20 protein-coding genes are annotated in these 21,666 nt (G+C 74.4%); 13 read left to right on the plus strand and 7 right to left on the minus strand.

What is annotated here, in order from left to right:
• The first annotated feature begins 46 nt into the window (after nucleotides 1-46).
• The gene (gene yidC / locus EDF23_RS02130) at nucleotides 47-790 is read left to right on the plus strand and encodes a membrane protein insertase YidC (protein WP_131920191.1); all 744 of its coding nucleotides are present in this window, start codon (nucleotides 47-49) and stop codon (nucleotides 788-790) included.
• Nucleotides 791-817: 27 nt separating this feature from the next.
• Here yidC and EDF23_RS02135 read toward each other — a convergent pair whose 3' ends face one another.
• Nucleotides 818-1,033, minus strand: a complete 216-nt coding sequence (locus EDF23_RS02135; protein ID WP_131920192.1) for a hypothetical protein — start codon at nucleotides 1,031-1,033, stop codon at nucleotides 818-820.
• A 95-nt stretch (nucleotides 1,034-1,128) separates the two neighbouring features.
• Here EDF23_RS02135 and EDF23_RS02140 point away from each other — a divergent pair, with 95 nt between their 5' ends.
• Nucleotides 1,129-2,094: a hypothetical protein gene (locus tag EDF23_RS02140; RefSeq protein WP_131920194.1), complete on the plus strand. Its 966-nt coding sequence runs from the start codon at nucleotides 1,129-1,131 to the stop codon at nucleotides 2,092-2,094.
• Nucleotides 2,095-2,322: 228 nt separating this feature from the next.
• Nucleotides 2,323-3,675, plus strand: a complete 1,353-nt coding sequence (locus EDF23_RS02145) for an MFS transporter (RefSeq protein WP_131920196.1) — start codon at nucleotides 2,323-2,325, stop codon at nucleotides 3,673-3,675.
• Between the two features lie 406 nt (nucleotides 3,676-4,081).
• On the opposite strand, the gene EDF23_RS02150 is transcribed toward EDF23_RS02145, so the two are convergent.
• Both EDF23_RS02150 and EDF23_RS02155 read right to left on the minus strand, forming a co-directional pair.
• The gene (locus EDF23_RS02150; RefSeq protein ID WP_131920198.1) at nucleotides 4,082-6,166 is read right to left on the minus strand and encodes a carboxypeptidase regulatory-like domain-containing protein; all 2,085 of its coding nucleotides are present in this window, start codon (nucleotides 6,164-6,166) and stop codon (nucleotides 4,082-4,084) included.
• A 116-nt stretch (nucleotides 6,167-6,282) separates the two neighbouring features.
• On the minus strand, nucleotides 6,283-6,756 hold the full coding sequence (locus EDF23_RS02155; RefSeq protein WP_243648778.1) for an NUDIX domain-containing protein: 474 nt from the start codon (nucleotides 6,754-6,756) through the stop codon (nucleotides 6,283-6,285).
• Between the two features lie 185 nt (nucleotides 6,757-6,941).
• Here EDF23_RS02155 and EDF23_RS02160 point away from each other — a divergent pair, with 185 nt between their 5' ends.
• Nucleotides 6,942-7,838 (plus strand): universal stress protein, encoded by an 897-nt coding sequence (locus EDF23_RS02160; RefSeq protein ID WP_131920200.1) that lies wholly within the window; start codon nucleotides 6,942-6,944, stop codon nucleotides 7,836-7,838.
• Here the strand turns inward: EDF23_RS02160 and EDF23_RS02165 are convergent.
• The 3 genes from EDF23_RS02165 to EDF23_RS02175 all read right to left on the minus strand — a co-directional run bounded on the left by EDF23_RS02165 (nucleotide 7,786) and on the right by EDF23_RS02175 (nucleotide 10,264).
• Nucleotides 7,786-8,712: an SGNH/GDSL hydrolase family protein gene (locus EDF23_RS02165; protein WP_165900976.1), complete on the minus strand. Its 927-nt coding sequence runs from the start codon at nucleotides 8,710-8,712 to the stop codon at nucleotides 7,786-7,788. The two genes, EDF23_RS02160 and EDF23_RS02165, sit on opposite strands and share 53 nt — an antisense overlap.
• A 152-nt stretch (nucleotides 8,713-8,864) precedes the next feature.
• The gene (locus EDF23_RS02170) at nucleotides 8,865-9,221 is read right to left on the minus strand and encodes a PRC-barrel domain-containing protein (RefSeq protein WP_111084060.1); all 357 of its coding nucleotides are present in this window, start codon (nucleotides 9,219-9,221) and stop codon (nucleotides 8,865-8,867) included.
• 50 nt (nucleotides 9,222-9,271) lie between these two features.
• Nucleotides 9,272-10,264 (minus strand): glycosyltransferase family 9 protein, encoded by a 993-nt coding sequence (locus EDF23_RS02175; protein ID WP_131920204.1) that lies wholly within the window; start codon nucleotides 10,262-10,264, stop codon nucleotides 9,272-9,274.
• Here EDF23_RS02175 and EDF23_RS02180 point away from each other — a divergent pair.
• Genes EDF23_RS02180 through EDF23_RS02210 form a run of 7 tightly spaced genes read left to right on the plus strand, consistent with a single transcriptional unit; the run spans nucleotide 10,200 to nucleotide 17,225 of the window.
• Nucleotides 10,200-10,931: an HAD family hydrolase gene (locus EDF23_RS02180; RefSeq protein WP_131920206.1), complete on the plus strand. Its 732-nt coding sequence runs from the start codon at nucleotides 10,200-10,202 to the stop codon at nucleotides 10,929-10,931. The genes EDF23_RS02175 and EDF23_RS02180 overlap by 65 nt on opposite strands.
• A complete protein-coding gene (locus tag EDF23_RS02185; protein WP_243648779.1) occupies nucleotides 10,928-12,004 on the plus strand; it encodes a glycosyltransferase family 9 protein in 1,077 nt (358 codons plus the stop codon). Before EDF23_RS02180 ends, EDF23_RS02185 begins: the two co-directional genes overlap by 4 nt.
• 53 nt (nucleotides 12,005-12,057) lie before the next feature.
• The gene (locus EDF23_RS02190; protein WP_123938039.1) at nucleotides 12,058-13,071 is read left to right on the plus strand and encodes a glycosyltransferase; all 1,014 of its coding nucleotides are present in this window, start codon (nucleotides 12,058-12,060) and stop codon (nucleotides 13,069-13,071) included.
• Complete coding sequence (locus EDF23_RS02195) at nucleotides 13,068-14,426, plus strand: glycosyltransferase (protein WP_123938040.1); 1,359 nt, start codon at nucleotides 13,068-13,070, stop codon at nucleotides 14,424-14,426. Before EDF23_RS02190 ends, EDF23_RS02195 begins: the two co-directional genes overlap by 4 nt.
• A complete protein-coding gene (locus EDF23_RS02200) occupies nucleotides 14,423-15,043 on the plus strand; it encodes an SIS domain-containing protein (protein ID WP_123938041.1) in 621 nt (206 codons plus the stop codon). The genes EDF23_RS02195 and EDF23_RS02200 overlap by 4 nt, the downstream gene beginning before the upstream one ends.
• 44 nt (nucleotides 15,044-15,087) lie before the next feature.
• On the plus strand, nucleotides 15,088-16,485 hold the full coding sequence (locus EDF23_RS02205; protein WP_123938124.1) for a PfkB family carbohydrate kinase: 1,398 nt from the start codon (nucleotides 15,088-15,090) through the stop codon (nucleotides 16,483-16,485).
• 35 nt (nucleotides 16,486-16,520) lie between these two features.
• Nucleotides 16,521-17,225: an SDR family oxidoreductase gene (locus EDF23_RS02210; RefSeq protein ID WP_131920208.1), complete on the plus strand. Its 705-nt coding sequence runs from the start codon at nucleotides 16,521-16,523 to the stop codon at nucleotides 17,223-17,225.
• Between the two features lie 235 nt (nucleotides 17,226-17,460).
• On the opposite strand, the gene EDF23_RS02215 is transcribed toward EDF23_RS02210, so the two are convergent.
• Nucleotides 17,461-18,558 carry a glycosyltransferase family 9 protein gene (locus EDF23_RS02215; protein ID WP_131920210.1) on the minus strand — a complete coding sequence of 366 codons (1,098 nt, stop codon included), beginning with the start codon at nucleotides 18,556-18,558 and terminating at the stop codon, nucleotides 17,461-17,463.
• A gap of 145 nt (nucleotides 18,559-18,703) precedes the next feature.
• On the opposite strand from EDF23_RS02215, the gene EDF23_RS02220 reads away from it, so the two are divergent.
• Both EDF23_RS02220 and rfaE2 read left to right on the plus strand, forming a co-directional pair.
• On the plus strand, nucleotides 18,704-20,119 hold the full coding sequence (locus EDF23_RS02220) for an aldehyde dehydrogenase family protein (protein WP_131920212.1): 1,416 nt from the start codon (nucleotides 18,704-18,706) through the stop codon (nucleotides 20,117-20,119).
• Nucleotides 20,116-21,651, plus strand: a complete 1,536-nt coding sequence (gene rfaE2 / locus EDF23_RS02225) for a D-glycero-beta-D-manno-heptose 1-phosphate adenylyltransferase (RefSeq protein WP_131920214.1) — start codon at nucleotides 20,116-20,118, stop codon at nucleotides 21,649-21,651. The genes EDF23_RS02220 and rfaE2 overlap by 4 nt, the downstream gene beginning before the upstream one ends.
• The last annotated feature ends 15 nt before the right edge of the window (nucleotides 21,652-21,666 follow it).

The following is a 21,666-nucleotide window of genomic DNA, read 5'->3' on the forward strand; positions in this document are numbered from 1 at the left end:
GGCCCCTCGTGACCCCTCCTGCGAACCACCAACGATCGGAACCGTCATGGACCTGTCCACCCTGCCCCTCGTCGGCCCGCTGCTGCACGGCGGCGCGGACCTCGTCGCCGCCCTGACCGCGGCCCTCTCCCCCGCCACCGGATCGTTCGCCGCGGCGATCGCCGTCGTGCTCCTCACCCTGGCCGTCCGGGCCGTGCTCGTGCCGCTGTCGGTCCTGCAGGTCCGAGCGGAGCGCGACCGCCGTCGGCTCGCGCCGCAGCTCGCCGCGTTGCGCAAGCGGCACGGCAAGAACGCCGAGCAGCTGCAGCGCGCGGTCCAGCAGCTCTACACGAACGAGAAGGTCTCACCCCTGGCCGGATGCCTGCCCGTCCTCGCGCAAGCCCCGGTGCTGTCCCTCGTCTACGCCCTGTTCACGCACGCGTCGATCGGCGGCACGGTCAACGCGCTGCTCGAGGCGACCCTGGTCGGGGTCCCGCTCGGGCACTCGCTCGTCGTCACGCTCACGTCGCCACTGTGGGTGCACGCCTGGGTCGTCGTCCTGCTGCTGGCCGTGCTCGCCGTCGTCGTGGAGCTCAGCCGCCGCGCGAACCTGCGCTGGAACCCGGTGCCGACGCCCGAGCCGGGCGCACAGGTGCCCGGTGCGGCAGCGACCGTCGCGATCGGGCGGTTCGCCCCGTTCGTCACGGTCGTGTTCGCCGCGATCGCCCCGCTCGCCGCCGCGCTGTACGTCGTGACGAGCGCCGCGTGGACGGCGGGCGAGCGGGCCGTGCTGCGCCGGGTGATCCGGTAGCGCGGGCGCGTGGCGTCGGGCCCGGCGTCAGCCGCCCTGGCCCTCCTGCTGCGGCCCCTGGTCGACCGGGTCGTACTCGGTGCCGCGACCCTGCTCCTCGTCGGCGGTCGGCACGTGGCGCTCCGTGCCGGTCCCGCCGGGGCTCGTCGCCACGTAGTCGGCCTCGCCGGACTGGGTGTCGTGGCTCAGCGGCTCGAGGGTCTCCGGGTCGGCGTCCTGCCGCGGTTCGGGTTCGGTGCTCATGCGTCACGCCTACTCCCCTCGTTCTGGGTGCGCGCCGCCGCCCCGGCAGTGCCACGATGAAGGGAGTCCACGCGACCGGCAGATCGGGAGTGCGCATGGCCCACGACGACGTGGCAGCGGAACGGGCACGGCTCGAGGCCGTCGCCTGGGGAGCGGCATCGAGCCCCGCCGACGCGGCGCGCGCCCGGATCGCGCTGCAGGACCTGGCGAGCGGGCGGCGGTCGGGTGGTCGGCGAGCGGTCGCGGGCGTCGCCTCCGACACGGGGCCGGACGGGCGGCCGGGAGGCACGGCCCCGGCCAGCGGGCAGGTCGCGTCCCCCGAGCGGTCGGCTCCACTGCTCGGCTCGTCTCCGGAACTGACGGCTCCACCGTCCGTGCCCTTGCCGGAGCGGTCGGTCCCGGAGCGCGCGGCGGCTGTCGCGGAACCGGACCCGACCCCGCGAACGGAGGCCGGACCGTGGGCGGCGACCGAAGCCCGAGAACCCGACCGTCCCGACGACGCGGGTGATGACGGCGGGGGCGAGTCGGGCCTCCCGGTCGGGCCGACGCGACGGTCCCGGTGGCGCACGCTGCTCTGGACGGAGCGGCCACGCGTCTGGATCGCGCTCGGCGCGGCAGCGGCGGTCGGTGTGGCGTTCGCCGCCGGCACCGTCGTCGGGCCCGTGCGCGGCGACGTCGCGGCAGCACCGAGCGTCACGCCGACGGCGGGCACGGTCACGCTCGAGCAGCTGCTCGACGTGCCGCAGACGTACGCCGACCAGCTGCCGGGGCCGGTGGAGGCACCCGTGAGCCTGCACTCCACGCGGCTCGTGTTCACGAACCGCGCGTTGGACGGCGGCTCGTTCGACACGCCGTGGGCCGTGTGGGCCGGGGTCGGCACGGACCGGTCGACGATCTGCCTGGTGGCGACTGCGAACCGGATCGAGTCGTCGACGGCGTGCTTCCCCCGCGAGGCGGCACTGCACGGCTCGGTGTCGATGTCGGCGCAGTCGATGAGCGGGACGTTGACGATCGCGCTGCGGGGCGGCGGCGTGCAGGGTCGGGTGACGAACGAGAACTGAGGGCGCGGGCTGTTGGACGCGCTGTTTGTTGGAGCGCTCCGAGAATCTCCTCTGACCCCCTCGCGGGCTGCGGTCCATCGTGCAACACTGGATGAGCGCACTCGCCGTGGAGTCGTACCCACATCACCCACATCCACAGCGAGCGCGCCCCGCAGACCTCCCGGTCATCGTCGTTCCCCTGAACGGCACCGTCGCGCGCTCGCCCGTGCCCCGGAGGAGGTCAGCAGCGTGTCCACCAACACCACCACCTCGGCCGTGTCGACGAACACGCGGCCGATCACCGTCACCACCCAGTCCATCGTCGGCATCGCCGTGCTCGGGCTGGCGACGTTCTTCGCCATCACCACCGAGCTCATGCCCGTCGGGCTGCTCGGCACGATGAGCGCCGACCTCGGTGTGTCCGAGGCCACCATGGGCATCGTCGTCACCGTGTACGCGGGGGCCGTGGCACTCCTGGCGCTCCCGCTCACCGCGTTCACCGCGAAGCTCCCCCGCAAGGCCGTGCTCGTGTCGACGCTCATCGGCTACACGGTGTCGAACCTCATGATCGCGTTCGCACCGTCGTTCGCCGTCGTCTGCGCCGGCCGGGTCGTCGGTGGCATCGCGCACGCGCTGTTCTTCTCGGTCGCCTCGGCGTACGCCACCCGGATCGTGCCACCGCGCCTGGCCGGTCGCGCCATCGCGTTCGTGTACTCGGGCAGCTCGCTCGGCTTCGTGCTCGGCGTGCCCGTCGCCACCTGGGTCGCGCAGCACATCGGCTGGCGCCCCGCCGTGTTCTCGATCGGTGTCGCCGCCGCCGTGCTCGCCGCCGTGGCGCTGCTGTTCCTGCCCGCCGTCAGTGGTGCCTCGTCGCCGCACATCGGGTCCCCGAAGGCCTGGGCGCGCACCGGGCTGCTGTCCGTCGTGATCGCCGACCTGCTCCTGTTCGCCGGGCACTACGTCGTCTACACCTACGTCGGGCCGTACGCGATCGACGCCGGACTCGACGCCTCGATGGTGAGCGGCGCGCTGCTCGTCCTGGGCGGCACCGGGGTGATCGGCCTCTGGCTCGCGGGCATGTTCGTCGACCGGGCGCCCCGCCAGACCCTCATCGCCGCCGTCGCCGTGATGGCCGTCGCGTTCGCCGCGATGCCGTTCGTGCACGGCTCCCTGGTCGGCACGATGGTCGTCGCCGGCGTGTGGATGGCCGCGAACGGCACGACGGGCACGCTCTTCATGGCTGCCGCGATCCGCTCCGGAGGCGTCTCCCCCGACATCGCCGGTGCGCTCATCAACGGTGCGTCGAACATCGGCATCGCCGGCGGCGCTGCCATCGGTGGGCAGGCGCTCGGGATCGTGGGACTGCAGTACCTGCCGTTCGCCGGTGGTGCCGTGCTGCTCGGGTCGCTCGGGGTCGTCGTGCTGGCGCGCCGGGGCTTCCCGGTGCACACGGTCGGGCAGGAGCATCTGTCGACGTCGTCGATCGAGGCGATCACGTCCTCGCTCGCGGTGGTCACCACGTCGGTGCCCGTCGTCGGTCGGGCGATCCAGACCCTGACTGGCTCGGTCGCGACGGTCACGGGCTCGCACCGCACGCAGTAGCGCGGCGCGCGGGGTCGGCGCGGGGGGTCGTCGTCGTCGTCCTCGCGCTGCGCCGAGGTTCCGAAATCTCGGCATCTCGACGGTCCTGGCGGCGATCCGTGGAACCTCGGCGGTGCAGCGGCGGCATGTCGTGGTACCTCGGCGTCGAGGCCCGGGCGTGGCGTCGTCGCGGCGGAGTGAGTTGGCATGTGGCGAGGGGCCGCGCCGACATGCCGTGTGCGTGGCGTTGAGGTTCCACGAACCGCCGTTGGCACCGCCGAGATGGGCAGATTTCGGAACCTCGGGGGTGGGGCGGCGGCGTGTTGCGGGGCGGCGGCGCGGCCGTGCGACCGTGGGGGCCCGGGGCGCAGACCAACGACGAAGGGCGGGCCGGCATCGCGCCGGGCCCGCCCCTCCTCGTGACCGATCAGTCCTGCAGGTGGCTCCGGCGACGGTTGCGCACCGCGCGGAAGGTCAGCAGCGCCGCACCGAGCAGCACGAGCACCCCGGCCGCGATGAGCCCGGGCTTCAGGTCCGCACCGGTGTAGGCCAGCGGCCCGCCGTTGCCGACGTCACCCGAACCGGCGGCCGGCGCGTTGCCCGAGCCTCCGGCAGCCGGCACGGTCGGCACCGCGGTCGGCGAGTTGCTCGGCGTCGGTGCACTGGGCGACGGCGACGGAACCGGGGTCACCGCGGCCTCGACCACGAAGGCGAGCGGGGTCGCAGCGCCGTCCTCGGGCGTGACGACGGTCACCGGGGTGGCGCCGTCGACGTCGACCGTGATCGTGTACTCGGTCGTCGGCTGCAGGTCGACCAGGTCGAACGCGCCGTCGGAGTCGGTGGCCACGGTCACCGGCGGGCCAGCTTCCGGGTCGGTCGGCGTCGCGACGACGTCCACGCCGGCGACCGGGTCGCCGTTCGTGTCGACCACGGTGCCGGGCTGGTCGGTCGTGATGACCTCGGGCGCGGCGGCGGACGTGAACGGCAGGTCCGACGTGACGCTGGTGCCCGCGACCGCGGCGATGCCGGTGTTCGCGGTGTCACCGGTGGCACCCGCAGCGGGGACCACCGTGCGGACCGTGTAGGTACCGGCGGACGTGGCGAACGTGTAGCGGCCGTCGGCGTCGGTGGTGTCCGATCCGACGACGGCGCCGCTCTCGTCGAGGAGCTCGACGACCACGCCGGCGGGCACGGGCGTGCCGTCGAGCGACACGACGCCGGTGATCGTCGCGATCACGGCGGGCGGGGCGACGATCGGCTCGGGCTCGACCGGTGCTGCATCGGCGTCACCGGTCGTGATCGACACGGGCGGCTCGTCGGCGACGGAGACGTCCAGCTCGGTGCCGGCGGGCAGGTCGGAACCGGTGTAGACGCCGTCGCTGTTCGTCGTGGTGTCGACCAGCGTGTCGCCGGTGTCCGGGTCGGTGATGACGACCGGGACGTTCGAGACCGGGTTGCCGTCGTCGTCGGTCACCGTCCCGATGACGGACGTCGTGTCGTCCGGCGACGTGAACGCGAAGTCGGCGGTCTTGTCGACGCCACCTGGTGTGCCGGCGACGGCGAGCGAGACACCCGTCACCGTGGCGTCACCGTCAGCACCAGCGGGCGGGGTGATCTCGACGCGGTAGTTCGCGATCACCGGCAACTGCGGGAACACGTAGTTGCCGTCGGCGTCGGTGGTCGTCGTGTAGACGGTGCCGCGGGGTGCGGTCACGGTGACGGTGGCTCCCGGGATCGGCGTGCCGTCGAGGGTCGCGGTGCCGCTGATCGCCGCGGTGCGGTTGGCGAACCAGGTCTGGTACACCGGGAACCCGCTGCGCTGCTGGTACGTGATGGTCAGGCTCGTCAGCGACGCGGTCGGCGTGAACCAGGCCGAGGCGCCCGCGGTGTCCGACGCGGCGGCGTTGCCGGTCAGCGTACGCGTGGCGGCGTCCCAGGTCGGCTGGTCCTTGCCGGTGGTGCCGTCGGGGTCGGGGGTGCACGACCAGCCGCCGGCCGTCGGAGCAGCCGAGCACGAGTTGTAGGAGCCCTGGTACCCGAGCTGCTCGGCGGTCGCGGCACCACCGCCGGCCACCGTGGCGGAGATCGTCGCCTGGTCGGCGTCGATGTCCCCGAGGACGAACGACCAGCTCTGCGCGCCGGGCGTCGCGCCGTCGAACGTGTAGGTGGTGGTCGAGGCCGAGTCCCCGTTGGGACGATCAGCCTGGGGCCGCTGGTTCATGTACGTCTGCGCACGACTCGTGCCGTAGACCCCACCGACCGGCGTCCCCGCGGACTGCCACGTCGACGCCCCGCTGATCACGGTCGACTGCCGCGAGTTCGAGGTGAACGTCGTGGCGGGGAACCCGGGCAACGTCATCGTGCCCGTGTACGCCTTCGACGCCCCGCTCAGGGTGAACGTGCCCCAGTTGCCCGCGGGCTCCGCCGAGGCGCTCGTCGCGCCGCCGATCGCGAGTCCTGCTCCGAGCGCGAGGGCGGTGAACCCTGCTGTGACCGTGCGCCAGCGCCGCATGTGTACTCCCCTGGTGGTCGCGCCGGCCCACCCGACACCCGGTCAGGTTATCCACGCCCCCGTGACCCTGTCCGCACCGTCACCACATCGTGACTCACCCGCAACGGGCGATGCGCTCACCGGGCCGCATCCGGCCCATCGAGCAGTGCATCCACCGCGGCGACCTGGCCCGCGACGAGCAGCTCCCGCGCCTCGGCGACCGGCACCCACCGGGCGTCGTCGACCTCCGGCACGTCGACGAACCGTCCTGAACCGCGTGGCAGCTCGAGCCGGACGGTGTTGCTCCGCACGACGACGACCTCGAACGCCGGGGCCGGGGCGGCGAACACCCGGACGCGCTTGCCCGAGGCCTGCCGGAACTCGCCCAGGTCCGTGACGTCGTCGGCGGCCACGGGTGCGGGGACCCCGATCTCCTCACCGAACTCACGCAGGGCCGTCTCGAGCGGGTCCTCGCCGGGTTCGACGAGTCCCTTCGGGACCGACCAGGCACGTGGCCGGCTCCGCCAGAACGGCCCGCCCATGTGCGCGACGAAGACCTCCGGCCCGGCCGGACCGGTCCGGTGCAGCAACAGTCCGGCGCTCACCACCACGCCTGCGAGACTACGCGGCGTCGGACGGGAGGCCCGGCTCACGTCCGCCGCTCGCGGTCACCACCGCGCACGGCCGGTTCCACCGCTGCGCACGGTCGGTTCCACCGCCCCCGACCGGAGTACCGTGTGGCGCACGGAGCGCCAGGTGACGCCCCCGAAGCCTGCGACGGAGGAGGCCGATCGGGATGGACGAGCGATGGACGACGGTGACGTTGGCCGCCGATGCGGCGATGCCCCACGACGAGGCGCTGCGGTGGATCGTGGCCCGAGCCGGTGCCGGTGTCGAGCGGCTGCGGATCATCGGCGCCGACCACGCGCTGGAGGGCCGGACGCCGGTCGCCGACCAGCTCGCCGAGGCCGCGCGGACCGCTCTGCCCGGTGTGGCGGTCGAGGTGCACCGGCACGCGGGCCCGTTCGCCGCAGCCCTGGTCGAGGAGTCGGCCGGCGGTGACCTGCTCGTGATCGGGAGCTTCCGCCACCGGCGCGGATCGACGGCCGGCGGTGACCCGGCGCGGGTCGCCGAGCGTGCTGCCGTCCCGACCGTGGTCGTGCCGGAGGGTCCGCACCCGATCGACGGCGACGTGGTGCTCGCGGTGGAGGACCCGATCGACGAACGTGCGGTGTCGATCGCCGTCGACGAGGCCGTCCGGCGGAACCGACGGCTGACACTGCTGCGCGCGTGGGAGATGCCCGTGCTCACCCGGACGGGGCTGACCGACTTCGCCGAGGACCCGCTCCGGTGGCGCACCAGCAACGCCGAGCTGCTGCAGCGGGTGACGTCCGTGCTGGCCGCACGGTACCCGTCGCTCCGCCTCCGTCCGCTGCTGGTCGAGGGCCACCCGGGTCACGCGATCGCCTCGCACACCCGCCGGGCGTCGCTGGTGGTGCTCGGTCGCGGGCACGTGCGCGCGCTCTCGGGCTCGTTGCTGCACGACGTCGTCCGCGAGACGGCAGCCCCGGTCTGCGTGGTCCCGCCGGCGGCGCACCCGGACAGCCGAGCGGCCACGGCGACCGAGACCGCCGGTGGGATCAGCCGGCGAGGGCGCGGATCGCGGCGGCCATCCGCGCGGTCAGGTACGTGACGCCACGCTCGTTCGGGTGCAGGGCGCCCGCCTTCAGGTCGATCTTCCGCAGGTCACCGGAACCGGTGAGGGTCACACCGGCCACGTAGCGCTCCGACGCGGCGCACGGCGAGTGGTCCTGCGTGCTCGCGAAGACGTCGACGAACCGCACCCCGGCGGCGGCGGCAGCGGACCGGGAGACCTCGTTGAGCTCGTCCTGGACACCGTGCAGGTACTCGACGTCGGTGTCCGTGAACGGGTAGGTGTCCGACGGGAACGAGCCCGCCAGGGTGCCGAGGTCGAGTGCGGACCGGAAGCAGCCCTTCGCGGGGGTGTCCTCGGCGTGCGGGAAGATCGCCGGGTACCCGAGGAACACGACGACGGCGTTCGGGGCGGCCCGCTGCACCGCGCCGAGGGTGTCGGCGATGCCGAGTGCCACGCGCGACTGGATCTTCACGGCGAGCTGGTCGACGCCGTCCTGCACCAGGGTGCTCTCGCACGACGGGGCGTCGCGGCCCGAGAACACCGGGCCGTTCGCGGAGATCGCCAGGCACGAGGCCGCCGTGCCGAACAGGTCGGCGTCGTTGCCGCCGATCGTCAGGGTCACCAGTCGGGTGCGGTCGGACAACGACTCGATCTGGGGTGGGACGCCCTTGAACTGGTGGCCCGTGGTGACGTCGTCGCTCGTGGCGCCGGCGCACGTGACGTCGGTCAGGGTGAGCCCGAACTGCGCCGCGAGCCGGTGCGGGTAGTCGCGCGCCGACTGCACGCAGGCGTTCGTCGGCAGCCCGGTGCGGTCCCCCAGGCCGTACCCGGCCGAGTAGGAGTCGCCGAGCGCCACGTACTCACTGCCCGGCGGGACCGCGTCGAGCGTCTCGGTGGGGTCGGCGGTCACGGGGTACGGCTCGGGCACCGGCCACATCGGTGCCGCGGACGCCGGCGGCGCGCCGACGGACCCGCCGAGGCCCGCCGCCACGAGACAGACGGCGCCGACCACCGCCAGGGCAGCGCGCAGTGGACGGCGGGCGATCCGGAGCAGTCCCGGCCTCAGCGGCGTCCGAGGCGACGCTCGCCGCCGCTGCCCGTGCGGTACTCGAGGCCGTAGTGCTGGAACAGCTCGGGCTCGGTCGCAGCGTCGAGCTCACCGTCGGTCGCGATGGAGGGCGCGTCCTTCACGAGCTTCTTCGGGAAGGTCACGCGCAGGTGCTTCGGTGCGACGGTCGCCCCGACGAGGGGGACGAACACGAGCTTCTGGAAGCCGACCATCCCGGTCGTGAGCGCACCGAACGCCGGCTCGGACGTGGCGGTGTCGTAGTAGATGCTCTCGAGCGTCCCGACCTTGTCCTCGGCCTCGTCGACGACCGGCAGGCCGATCCAGTCACGGATGTTGGCGGCTTCGAACACGAAGGACTCCTTCCGAGTGCCCGGTGGGTCCGGGTGGCTCTCGGTCGACGCTACCGGTCGGTCGCCTGTGCGGTCACCCCGAGCACGTCGAGCCGGCCCACCGCGGCGAGCACGTCGGCCGCGCCGACCGCCAGGATCGCCGGGTCGGGGTCCTCGGCGAAGACGTCGCCGCGCCGGACCGAGGCATCGGTGAGCACGATGTGCGGACCCGATGCGGGCGGTCCCCAGGCCTCCGGCGGCGCCGGGCCGAAGAGCACCACCGACGGCACGCCGTACGCGGTCGCGAGGTGCGCCGCACCGGTGTCGACGGTGACGACGAGCCGCGCCGCGGCGACGACGCCCGCGAACTCCTGCAGCTCCAGGGAGCCGGCCAGGACCGCCCCCGGCGCCAGGCCGGCCGCGTCCGCGACGGCACGTGCGCGGACGACGTCGTCCGCGCCTCCCGTCAGGACCACGTCGGCACCGCGCTCCCGCAGTCCGCGCACCACGTCGGCGAAGCGGTCCGTGGGCCAGTGCCGCGCCCCGTGGAAGGCACCGACGTGGACGACCGCGGCGTCGGCGACCACCGGCGGTGCCGCCGGACGGTCGACGGCCACGTCGTCGGCGTCGGCGGGGACGCCGTGCCAGGTGAGCAGGTCCGCCCAGCGGTCGCGCTCGTGCACGTCCGTCGGCCACTCGGGACCGTCGTAGCCGTGGGTCGGGTCGGCGTGCCCGATGACCCGACGGGGCTGCAGGGCGGCGATCAGGTCGGACGACTCGGGGCCGGCGCCGTGCAGGTTCACCGCGACGTCGACCGTGCCGGCGGGGACGTTGATCGGGTGGTCGAGGCCGTGCTGCGCCAGGTGGACGTCCACGGCGGGGACGAGCTCGACGACGGGTGCCAGCCACCCGGTCGTCGCGAGGGTGATGCGGTGGTCGGGGAAGGCCCGTCGCAGGGCGCGGAGCGCGGGGACGGCGACCAGGAGGTCGCCGAGCTTGATGGCGCGGAGGACGACGAGCTCCGGGCGTCCGTCGGCGGCGGGCAGGGTCTCGAGTGCGGTCACGGGCGCGACGGTAGGCGGTGCCCGCTGGTGGCGTCGGCAGCGGGCGCGTTCCCCGGCTGTCCTGAACCGGCACGCGGCCGCCGACCGGTACTCCGGTGCCATGCCCCTCGCTCCGGACCGCGCGATCAGCGGCCTGCTCTTCGACCGCGACGACACCCTCGTCGTGGACTTCCCGTACAACGCCGACCCGCGCCTGGTGGTGCCCGTCCCCGGTGCCCGTCGCGCCGTGGAGCGGGCTCGTGCAGCCGGGCTGCTGCTCGGCGTGGTCACCAACCAGTCCGTGATCGCGAAGGGCCTCGCGACGCGCGAGCAGGTCGACGCGACGAACGCCCGCGTGGACGCGCTCGTCGGGCCGTTCGACGTCTGGTGCGTCTGCCCGCACGACGCCGGCGACGACTGCGCCTGCCGGAAGCCGCGGCCGGGGATGGTCCTCGATGCCGCCGAGCGACTCGGGGTCCCGCCGGACGCGCTCGTGCTGGTCGGCGACATCGGTGCCGACGTGCAGGCGGCGCGGGCCGCGGGAGCGCAGGGCGTGCTCGTGCCGACCCCGCGCACGCGACCCGAGGAGGTCGACGACGCCGAGACCGTCGCGGCGACCCTCGCCGAGGCCGTCGACCTGGTGATCGCCGCGGCCGGACCGTCGACCGTCGAGACGGACCGCACGTGAGCCGTCCCCGCGTCCTCGTGGCGCGCCTCGACTCGTTCGGTGACGTCCTCGTCGCCGGCCCCGCCGTCCGCGCCGTCGCCGCCGGTGCCTCGCACGTCACGATGCTGTGCGGACCGCAGGGCGCCCCGGCCGCCGACCTGCTGCCCGGTGTGGACCGCGTCCGGGTGTGGGCAGCGCCCTGGGTCACCGAGACGGCGCGGCCGATCGACGACGCCGTGCTCGCCGAGTTCCGCGCGCTCGTCACCGAGGAGCGACCCGACGAAGCGGTCGTCCTCACCTCGTTCCACCAGTCGCCGCTGCCCCTGGCACTGCTCCTGCGCCTCGCCGGTGTCCCCCGCGTCTCCGGGGCCTCGGTCGACCACCCGGGGTCGCTCCTCGACGTCCGCCTGCGACCCGGCGAGGACCTGCCCGAGGACGTCCCCGAGCCCGAGCGTGCGCTGCGGATCGCCGACGCGGCCGGGTTCCGGCTGCCGCCGGGGGACGACGGGAGGCTCGTGGTGCGTCACGACGCCGTTGCACCCCGGTCCGTGGCCGGGCTGGGACGGTACGTGGTCGTGCACCCCGGCGCCAGCGTCCCCGCCCGGTCGTGGCCGGCGTCGCACCACCGGGAGCTCGTCGCCGCGTACGCCGAGCGTGGCGTGCCCGTCGTCGTCACTGGCTCCCCCGGTGAACGCGACCTGACCGCGGCCGTCGCCGGCGCCACCGGCATCGACCTCGGCGGTCGGACCACGCCCGCCGAGCTCGCCGCGGTCCTGGCCGGTGCCGAGGTCGTCGTCGTCGGCAACACCGGGCCGGCGCACCTCGCCGCGGCGGTCGGCGCACCGATCGTCAGCCTCTTCTCGCCCGTCGTCCCCGCCGTCCGGTGGGCGCCGTACGCACCGCTGGTCGAACTGCTCGGGGACCAGGCGGCTCCTTGCCGGCTCAGCCGTGCCCGCGAGTGCCCCGTCCCCGGCCACCCGTGCCTGTCCACGGTGCGCATCGAGGACGTGCTCGCGGCCCACCGACGACTGCTCGACCGCGCTTCGCGGATGGAACCGAGAAGTCTGCGGAGCGCGCCAGAAGGTGCTGCGTAGCGTCCGCCACTGCTCCCCCTTCTCCTCGTGCCCGACCGACCGAAAGGCCCCGCATGCGCATCCTCGTCTGGCACGTGCACGGCGGCTGGATGGACGCGTTCGTCCGCGGCCCGCACGAGTACCTGATCCCCACCACGCCGGCGCGCGACGCCTGGGGCCTCGGTCGTGGCGGGCGCGCCTGGCCGGCGTCGGCGATCGAGATCGACCCCGCCGACGTCGCCGACGCCGAGGTCGACGTGGTCGTCCTGCAACGCACCGAGGAACTCGACGCGGCGAAGCGCCTGCTGGCCGGTCGCGACGTGCCGATCGTCTTCGTCGAGCACAACGCGCCCCGCGTCGACGTGCCGAACAGCCTGCACCCGTTCCGCGACCGCGACGACCTGACCATCGCGCACGTCACGCACTGGAACGCGCTGATGTGGGACTGCGGCACCACGCGCACCACGGTCGTCGAACACGGCGTCGTCGACCCCGGCCCGCGCTACACCGGCTCGCTCGACCGCCTCGGCGTCGTCATCAACGAGCCCGTGCGTCGGGATCGCGTCGTCGGCACCGACCTGCTCCCCCGCTTCGCGGCCGTGGCACCCGTCGACGTCTGGGGCATGGGCACCGAACGGCTGCCGGAGCTCGGCTTCGGCGACGCCGTGGTCGCCCGCGGTGACGTGCCCTCCGACCCGATGCACGCGGCCCTCGCCGAACGCCGTGCGTACGTCCACCCGAACCGGTGGACCTCGCTGGGCCTGTCCCTCCTCGAGGCGATGCACCTGGCGATGCCGGTCCTGGTGCTCGCGACGACGGACGCGGCCCGCACGGTGCCGGGCGAGGCCGGCGCGATCGCGACGGACGTCGAGGAGCTGGTGCGGGCCTCCCGGATCCTCGTCGAGGACCCCGACGAGGCGCGCCGACGGGGTGCCGTGGCGCGGGAGGCCGTGCTCGCACGACACGCGCTCGGCCGCTTCACCGCCGACTGGGACGACCTGCTCGACGACGCCGTGACCCGCGGTGCCCGGCGCGACCGGGTGGCCTCGGCCGCGACTTCGGCCACGTTCGAGCGGAGCCTCCGATGAAGATCGCGATGGTGTCGGAGCACGCGAGCCCGCTCGCCGTGCTCGGCGGCGTCGACGCCGGTGGACAGAACGTCCACGTGGCCGAACTGTCCGGAGCGCTCGCGGACCGCGGGCACCAGGTGACCGTCTACACCCGGCGTGACGACGCATCCGCGCCGGTCCGGGTGCCGCTGCGACCCGGGGTCGACGTCGTGCACGTCGACGCCGGTCCGGCGCGGCACGTGCCGAAGGACGAGCTGTTCCCCTTCATGGGGACGTTCGCGTCGGTGCTCGCCGCGGAGTGGTTCGTGGACCGACCCGACGTCGTGCACGCCCACTTCTGGATGTCCGGGCACGCGGCACTCGACGCCGTCGCGCAGGTGCAGGCCCGGACCGGCGGCACCCGCATCGCCGTCGCGCAGACCTTCCACGCGCTCGGCGTCGTGAAGCGTCGACACCAGGGCTCGGCCGACACGAGTCCCGCCGAGCGCGAGTGGCTCGAACCGGCCGTCGGACGGAGCGCCGATCAGGTCGTCGCGACGTGCTCCGACGAGGCCTTCGAGCTGAAGGCCCTCGGCGTCCCCCTGCAGCGCATCTCCGTCGTGCCGTGCGGTGTCGACGTCGCGCTGTTCCGCCCCGACGGGCCCGTCGAGGAGCGCGGCCGTCCGCAGCGGGTGCTCACCGTGTCGCGGCTGGTCCGGCGCAAGGGCGTCGGCACGACCATCGCCGCACTCGCCGCCCTGGTCGCCGAGGGGCGCGACGTCGAACTCGTGGTCGTCGGCGGTGCCGGTGTCGCCGGGGCCGACCTGGTGGACGACCCCGAGTACCAGCGGCTCGACGCGCTCGCCCGGTCGCTCGGGGTCCGTGACCACGTGACCTTCCGCGGACAGCTGGGACAGCACGAGATGCCCGCCGTGTACCGGAGCGCCGACGTCGTGGTCTGCGCACCCTGGTACGAGCCGTTCGGCATCGTCCCGCTCGAGGCGATGGCCTGCGGTCGACCCGTCGTCGCGTCGAGTGTCGGTGGCCTCATCGACACCGTCGTCGAGGACGGCACGGGCCTGCACGTCCCGCCGCGCGACGAGGCCGAGGTCGCCGCTGCCGTCGGCGCCCTGCTCGACGACCCGGACCGCCGCGGATCCCTCGGGCGGGCTGGCCGTGCACGCGCGGAGTCGCGCTACACGTGGCAGAAGGTGGCCGCGGACAGCGAGCGCGTCTACGAGCGGCTGCTGGCCGGTGCCGTCGCCGTGGCCGCACCGACCACCACGGCGGGCACACCGCAGCGCGCCGCCACGGCGGGTGCACCGCAGCGCACCGCCACCCACGCCGGACGGGTCCCGCGTGCCGCACAGCCGACCGAGAGGACCGCCCGATGACCATCGACCAGCAGCCCGGCATCGACGAGCACACCACCGCGAGTGCACGCATCGTGCTCGACCACGTTGCCGCCTCGGTCCCCGTGATCGCCTCGCTCGTCGACCACCACGACCACATCGCCGCCTGGGCCGACGACATCGCGGCCCGACTCGTCGCGGGTCGCCGCCTGCTCGCCGCGGGGAACGGCGGGTCGGCCGCCGAGGCGCAGCACCTGACCTCGGAGCTCACCGGACGGTTCGACGGCGACCGCCCCGCCTACTCCGCGATCTCGCTGCACGCGGAGACCTCGGCCGTCACGGCGATCGGCAACGACTACGGCTTCGACCAGGTCTTCGCCCGACAGGTGTCGGCGCACGCACGGGCGGGTGACGTCGTCGTGCTGCTGTCGACGAGCGGCAGGAGCCCGAACCTGCTCCGCGCCGCGGAGGCCGCCCGTGCCGTCGGCGCCCGGACGATCGCCATGACCGGGCCCCGGCCGAACCCCCTGGCCGAGGCCGTGGACGACGCGATCTGCATCGCTGGGCAGTCCGCCAACGTGCAGGAGGCGCAGCTCGTGCTCGTGCACGCCCTGTGCCGGGCGATGGAGCCCGCTCTGCGCCGCGGGGTCCGGCGATGACGCCGCAGCGACCGGCCGCGCAGCACCCTGCGGATCGTCGTCGCCTGCGGATCGTCGTCGTCGGCGACACGTTGCTCGACGTCGACGTGGCCGGCACCAGCGATCGGCTCAGCCCGGACGCACCCGTGCCCGTCGTCGACGTCACGACCGACGACCGCCGCGCCGGGGGTGCCGGACTCGTCGCCACGATGCTGGTGCGCGACGGACACGACGTCACCCTGGTCACCGTCCTGGGCGACGACAGTCGTGCGCAGGAGCTCCGCGACCTGCTCCCCGACGTCACCGTGGTCGCCGGTCCCTCCGGTGCCCCGACGCCGGTGAAGACCCGCGTGCGCGTCGTCGACCACGCGCTGGTCCGCATCGACGAGGGCTGTGCGACCCCGCCCGTGCCCGAGGCCACCGACGCCATGACGGCCGCCCTCGACGACGCCGACGCGATCGTGGTCGCCGACTACGGTCGCGGGGTCGCCGCGGCTCCGGCGCTGCGGGAGGCCCTCGCACGCGTCGCCGAGCACACCCCCGTGGTCTGGGACCCGCACCCGAAGGGCGCCGCACCCGTGCCCGGCATCACCGTGGCCACCCCCAACGCCGCCGAGGCCCGCCGGTTCACCGACGTCGACGGCCACGGCGCGCCCCTCGCGACCGTGCCCCTCGCGACCGTGCCCTTCGCGACCGTGGCCGCGGCGGCCCTCGTCGAGCAGTGGGGCGTCGGCGCCGTCGCGGTGACGCTCGGCGACCGCGGAGCACTCCTCGCCGACGACCGTTCGGACAGCCGCTTCGTGCCGGCACCCTCCGTCACCGCCGGCGACCCGTGCGGCGCCGGCGACCGGTTGGCGGCCGGTGTCGCCGTCGCACTGGCCGGTGGAGCGGACGTCCCCGACGCCGTCGCCGCCGGCGTGGTCGCGGCCTCCGAGTACCTGGCTGCCGGCGGCGTCACCTCGCTCTTCGCCGACGACGGCCCCACGCCGCTGCGGGTACCGGGAGCCGACCGCGACGCGCTGCGCACCGTGCACGAGGTCCGGAGCGCCGGCGGCACCGTCGTCGCGACCGGCGGCTGCTTCGACCTGCTGCACGCCGGGCACGCCCGCACTCTGTCGGCGGCGCGGGCACTCGGCGACTGCCTGGTCGTGTGCCTCAACTCGGACACCTCGGTCCGCGCGCTCAAGGGTCCGGACCGGCCGATCATGACCCAGGACGACCGCGTCGAACTGCTGCTCGCCCTGGACTGCGTCGACGCCGTCGTGGTGTTCGACGAGCACACCCCCGACGAAGCACTCCGCCGGTTCCGCCCGGACGTCTGGGCGAAGGGCGGCGACTACACCGCGAGCGAGCTGCCCGAGGCCGCGACCCTCGCCGAGTGGGGCGGACACGTCGTCACCGTCCCGTTCCACCCCGGCCGCTCGACGACCCGCCTGGCCACGGCCCTCGAACACGTCGGCTGAGCCCGACGGATCCACGCCCCTACGGAAGGAAGTCCATGCCCGTCCCCACCACCCCCATCGGTCGCGTCCTCGTCACCGGCGGCACCTCCGGACTCGGCGCGGCGGTCGTCGCCGCGGTCGTCGAGGCCGGCGGCACCCCGATCGTCCTCGACCTGCGCGTCGACGCGGTGTCCGAGGGCATCGACGCCGTGGCCGTCGACGTGTCGGACACCGACGCGGTCGAGCAGGCGGTCCGCCAGGCGGCCGAGCGTCACGACGGACTCGACGCGGTCGTGACCGCCGCGGGGATCGACACTCCCGCACCGATCGACGCGATCTCCTCCGGCAACTGGGAGAAGATCGTCGCGGTCAACCTCATCGGCACCGCCTCGGTCGTCCGCGCCGCACTGCCCGCCCTCGAGGCAGCGCACGGACGTGTGGTCACGATCTCGTCCTCGCTCGCCCTGCGCGGCGTCGGCGACGGCACCGCCTACTCGGCCTCGAAGTTCGGCGTCCGCGGCTTCTCGCAGGCCCTGGCCGCCGAGACCGCCGGTCGCGTCGGTGTCACCAACGTGATCCCGGCCGGCATGCGCACGAACTTCTTCGCCGACCGCACCGAGCAGTACAAGCCGGGTCCGGACGCGCAGCTCATCGAGCCGGAGTACGTCGCGAACGCGATCCTCTTCGCCCTGTCGCAGCCGGCCGGCTGCGAGATCCGGGAGCTGTCGATCATGCCCGCGACGGAGCCGAGTTGGCCGTAGGCGCTCGCTGCGCGCCGCGCCGGTGCCTGGCGCGTTGGTCGTCGCCACGGGGCGGACGGGAGGCACGTGCCGGGTTGGCACCGTGCCTCCCGTCCAGCGGTGGACCGGACCACCCCGCCGAAGCGACAGATCTCCGCGGCGCCGGTCCGTCCCTGCCGCGAACGCGACAGTTCCGCGCGGAACGTTCGCGGGAGACTGTCGCTTTCCGGAACCGGGCGGGACCAGAGCGCCGCGGTCAGACGGTGCGGAGCAGGTCGGCGACGTCGTCGAGGACCTGCTGCGGGTCGACCTCGTCGACGTAGGACGGGTCGTGCGCGCAGCGCTCGGCCGTCCACCCCACCTGCGTGACGTCGATCCCGCAGACCGGGCAGCGCGTGACGTAGGACAGGTGCACGCGGTGGCGCCCGCGGTCGAACGGCCCGGCGTTGACGACGTTGCCGAACCAGAACACGCCGACGGTGGGCGTCCCGACGGCGACCGCCAGGTGCCGCGGGCCGGAGTCGTCGCCGACCATGACGTCGGCGGCGGCGAGCACGGCGGGGAGCTCGCGGAGCGGCACGGCACCGGTCAGGTCGTGCACGCGTCCGGCGAGGTCGGCGGGCAGCGCGTCGACGATGGCGGTCGACGCCGGCACGTCGGACGCGTCGCCGACGAGCACCACGTCGTCCCCGGCGGCGAGCCGGACACGGGCGACCTCGGCGAAGCGCGAGGGGCTCCAGCGCCGGCGCGGGTCGGTCGCTCCGGGGTGGATCGCCAGGAGCCGGGTGCCGTCCCCGGCGACGCCGAGCCGCTCGCGGACCGCTGCCCGCTCGTCGTCGGACACGCGCACCCGCGGGTCGAGCGTGACGGGGGCGGCCCCCGCGAGCGACACGACCTCGAGGGCACGCAGGACCTCGTGCTGGTAGTAGACGTAGCGCACCCAGCGCTCGAGGACCTCGGCGTCCTCGGTCGCGGTGCCGACGGTGTGCCGGGCGCCGAGCCGGAGCAGGAACGGGTTCGAGTTGCGACCCCCACCGTGCAGCTGCACCGCGAGGTCGAACCGGCCGGACAGCCGCGCGAAGAAGTCCTCGGCATCAGGAGCGTCGGCGCCGACGTCGCGGACACCCGGTGCGACCGGGAGCTCCTCGAAGGCGTGCACGGCGTCGGTCCGACCGCCCAGGACCGCTGCCGCGGCGGGCGTGCCGAGGAGGGTGGTGCGCGCGTCCGGGTAGGCCGCGGCGAGGGCTTCGAGGGCGGGCACGGCGAACATCAGGTCGCCGAGGCCCCCGCCGCGGAGCACCGCGATCTCGGTCACGCCGTCGAACCGTTCTCCGCCCACACCGATCTGCTGCACGCCTCTCGTCTACCGGTCGGATGCCGGTGGGACGTCCAGCACCGGGCGACGGACGGCCACCGATGGACACGAAGCGCGGAGTCGAGTCGGCACACAGCGGTGTCCGAGCACCGTCTGACCCCCGTACGCCCTCCGGAAGGACACCATGACGATCGCACCCGCAGCTGCCGACGCCGCCACGGACCTGGTGGTGACCGACCCCGTCGACGGGACGGTCGCGTCGACCGTGCCCCGTGCCTCCGAAGCCGAGGTCCGTGATGCCGTCGCCCGTGCCCGGGCAGCTGCCGGCGCCTGGGCGCGCACGGCCCCGGCCGAGCGCGGCGCACTGTTGCACGCGGCGGCCGAGCACGTGCGCGCACACGCCCAGGAGCTCGCCGACCTGAACACCCGCGAGACGGGCAAGGTGCCGGGTGACGCACTCGGTGGGGTCGAGGCCGGCATCGGGACCCTCGTGCAGTACGCCGAGCTCGGACCGGTGCACCGCGGCGAGGCGCTGCGCGGGCAGTTCGGGGCCGCCGACTGGGCCGTCCCGCACCCCCGCGGCGTCGTCCTCGCGCTGACGCCGTGGAACGACCCGGTCGCCGTGGCCTGCGGGATCCTCGGTGCCGCGATCGTCACCGGCAACACCGTGGTGCACAAGGGCAGCGAGCGGTCCCCCGCCACCATCGCACGCCTGAACGCGCTGCTCGCCGAGGTCCTGCCCGACGGCGTGCTCGTCGGCGTCGACGGGGACGGCTCCACCGGCGAGCTGTTGCTCGCCCAGGACGGCATCGACGTGTACGCCCACGTCGGGTCCACCGCGACCGGTGACCGGCTGTCCGAGGTCGCCGTCGCGACCCGCGCCCACGTGGTCCGTGAGAACGGCGGGAACGACGCGGTCGTCGTCGACGCCGACGTCGACCCGGAGTGGGCCGCCGCCCAGGTGGCGCTCGGTGCGTTCGCGAACACCGGGCAGATCTGCACCAGCGTCGAACGCGTCTACGTGCACCGCGACTCCGCCGAGCCCTTCGTCGCCGCCCTCGTGGCCGAGGCGGAGCGCCGCACCGCCGCACCCGCGACGACCTACGGGCCGCTGGTCGACGACCGGCTGCGCAGCACCGTGCAGTCCCACGTCGACGACGCCCTGCAGCGCGGTGCCTCGGCACGGACCGGTGGGGTCACCCCGGGCGGCGCCGGGTCGTTCTACCCGGCGACCGTGCTCACCGGGTGCACCGACGACATGCTCGTGATGACCGAGGAGACCTTCGGTCCGATCGCGCCGGTCCGCGTCGTGGCTGACTTCGACGAGGGCCTCCGGCTCGCCGCCGCCGACCGGTACGGCCTGGCCGCCACCGTCCTGACGAACGACACCGGTCACGCCCTGCGCGCCGCCGCGGAACTGCCGGTCGGCACCGTCAAGGTCAACGCGGTGTTCGGTGGTGCGCCGGGCGGCAGCGCCCAGCCACGCCGTGCCTCCGGAGCGGGTTTCGGGTACGGCCCGCACCTGCTCGACGAGATGACCACCACGACGGTCGTGCACCTCGAGCCCGCCCCCGCACGCACCGTCGGCGGCACGCGATGAGCGTCGACGTCCGGCTCGTCCGCGACCTGGTCGCCACGATCGACGACCGCGAACCGCTCGTCGTCGTGATCGGCGACTGCATCCTCGACCGGTGGACCGTGGGCGAGGCCGAGCGGGTCTCGCGCGAGGCACCGGCACCCGTCGTCCGGGTCACCGGGACCATCGCGGTGCCCGGTGGTGCCGCGAACACCGCGGTGAACGCCCGCGCGCTCGGCGCCCGGGTCCGGCTCGTCGGACTCATCGGCGACGACGAGGCCGGTGACGTCCTGCGCGAACGGCTCGAGACCGCGGGCGTCGACACGACGTTCATGGTCGAGATCGCCGGTGCACGCACCACCACGAAGTCCCGCGTGGTCGGTGGCGACCGGGTCGTGGTCCGGGTCGACGACCTGGCCGGAACCCCGACCGCCGACCACCACGAACGGCTGGCACGTGCCGTCGCCCGAGCGGTCCGGTGCGCCGACGCCGCGGTCGTCTGCGACTACGGACTCGGCGTCCGTGCCGAGGACGTCGTCCCGGTGCTCGACCGCGACCGCCCCGGGGCGATCGTCGTCGACGCGCACGACCTGCCCCGCTGGGCGTCGTTGCGACCCGACCTCGTCACGCCGAACGCCGGCGAGGCCGCAGCACTGCTCGGACACGACCTCGGGACCGGCGCCGACCGGGTGGCCGCCGTCCTGGGCGCACGGGCCGACGTCCTCGCCCGGACCGGTGCCCGCGCGGCAGTCGTCACGCTCGACCGCGACGGCGCCGTGCTGCTCGAGCCCGACACGGACGAGGGCTTCCGCACCCGCGCGGTGCCGGCCTCGGAGCAGCAGGCGTCCGGCGCCGGGGACACGTTCTGCGCCGCCGCGACGGTGGCGCTCGCGGTCGACGCGTCCGTCCGTGATGCCGTCTCCGTTGCCCAGGCCGCCGCCGACGTCGTCGTCCGCGAGGCCGGTACGTCGGTGTGCAGCGCCGCCGCCCTGCTCGACTCGGTGTCGGCACCGGCAGCCACCGTCGTCGACCACGACGAACTCGCGGCCGCCGTCGAACGGGCCCGCCAGGCCGGTCGGCGCGTGGTGTTCACGAACGGCTGCTTCGACGTCGTGCACCGTGGGCACACGACGTACCTGCGCCAGGCTCGGGACCTCGGCGACCTGCTCGTCGTCGCGTTGAACGACGACGACTCGGTGCGGCGGCTGAAGGGCCCGGAACGCCCGATCAACCCGGCCGAGGACCGCGCCGGGGTGATCGCCGCCCTGGCCTGCGTCGACCTGGTGACGGTGTTCGCGACCGACACCCCGATCCCGCTCATCGAACGGCTGCGCCCGGAGGTCTACGTCAAGGGCGGCGACTACTCACCCGAGATGCTCCGCGAGACGGCGGTCGTCCGCGGGTACGGCGGTGAGGTGGTCATGGTCGACTACGTCCCCGAGCACTCCACGACGGCCGTGGTCCGGCGCATCCGCGAAGCCGCGGCAGCGTCGGCAGCGACCGCAGCCGCGCCCGACCCCGAGGGGACCACGCACGGAAAGGTCATACCGCAGTAGGGGGTCGTCGAGACC

The organism is Curtobacterium sp. PhB128, assembly GCF_004340725.1.
Classification (GTDB): domain Bacteria; phylum Actinomycetota; class Actinomycetes; order Actinomycetales; family Microbacteriaceae; genus Curtobacterium.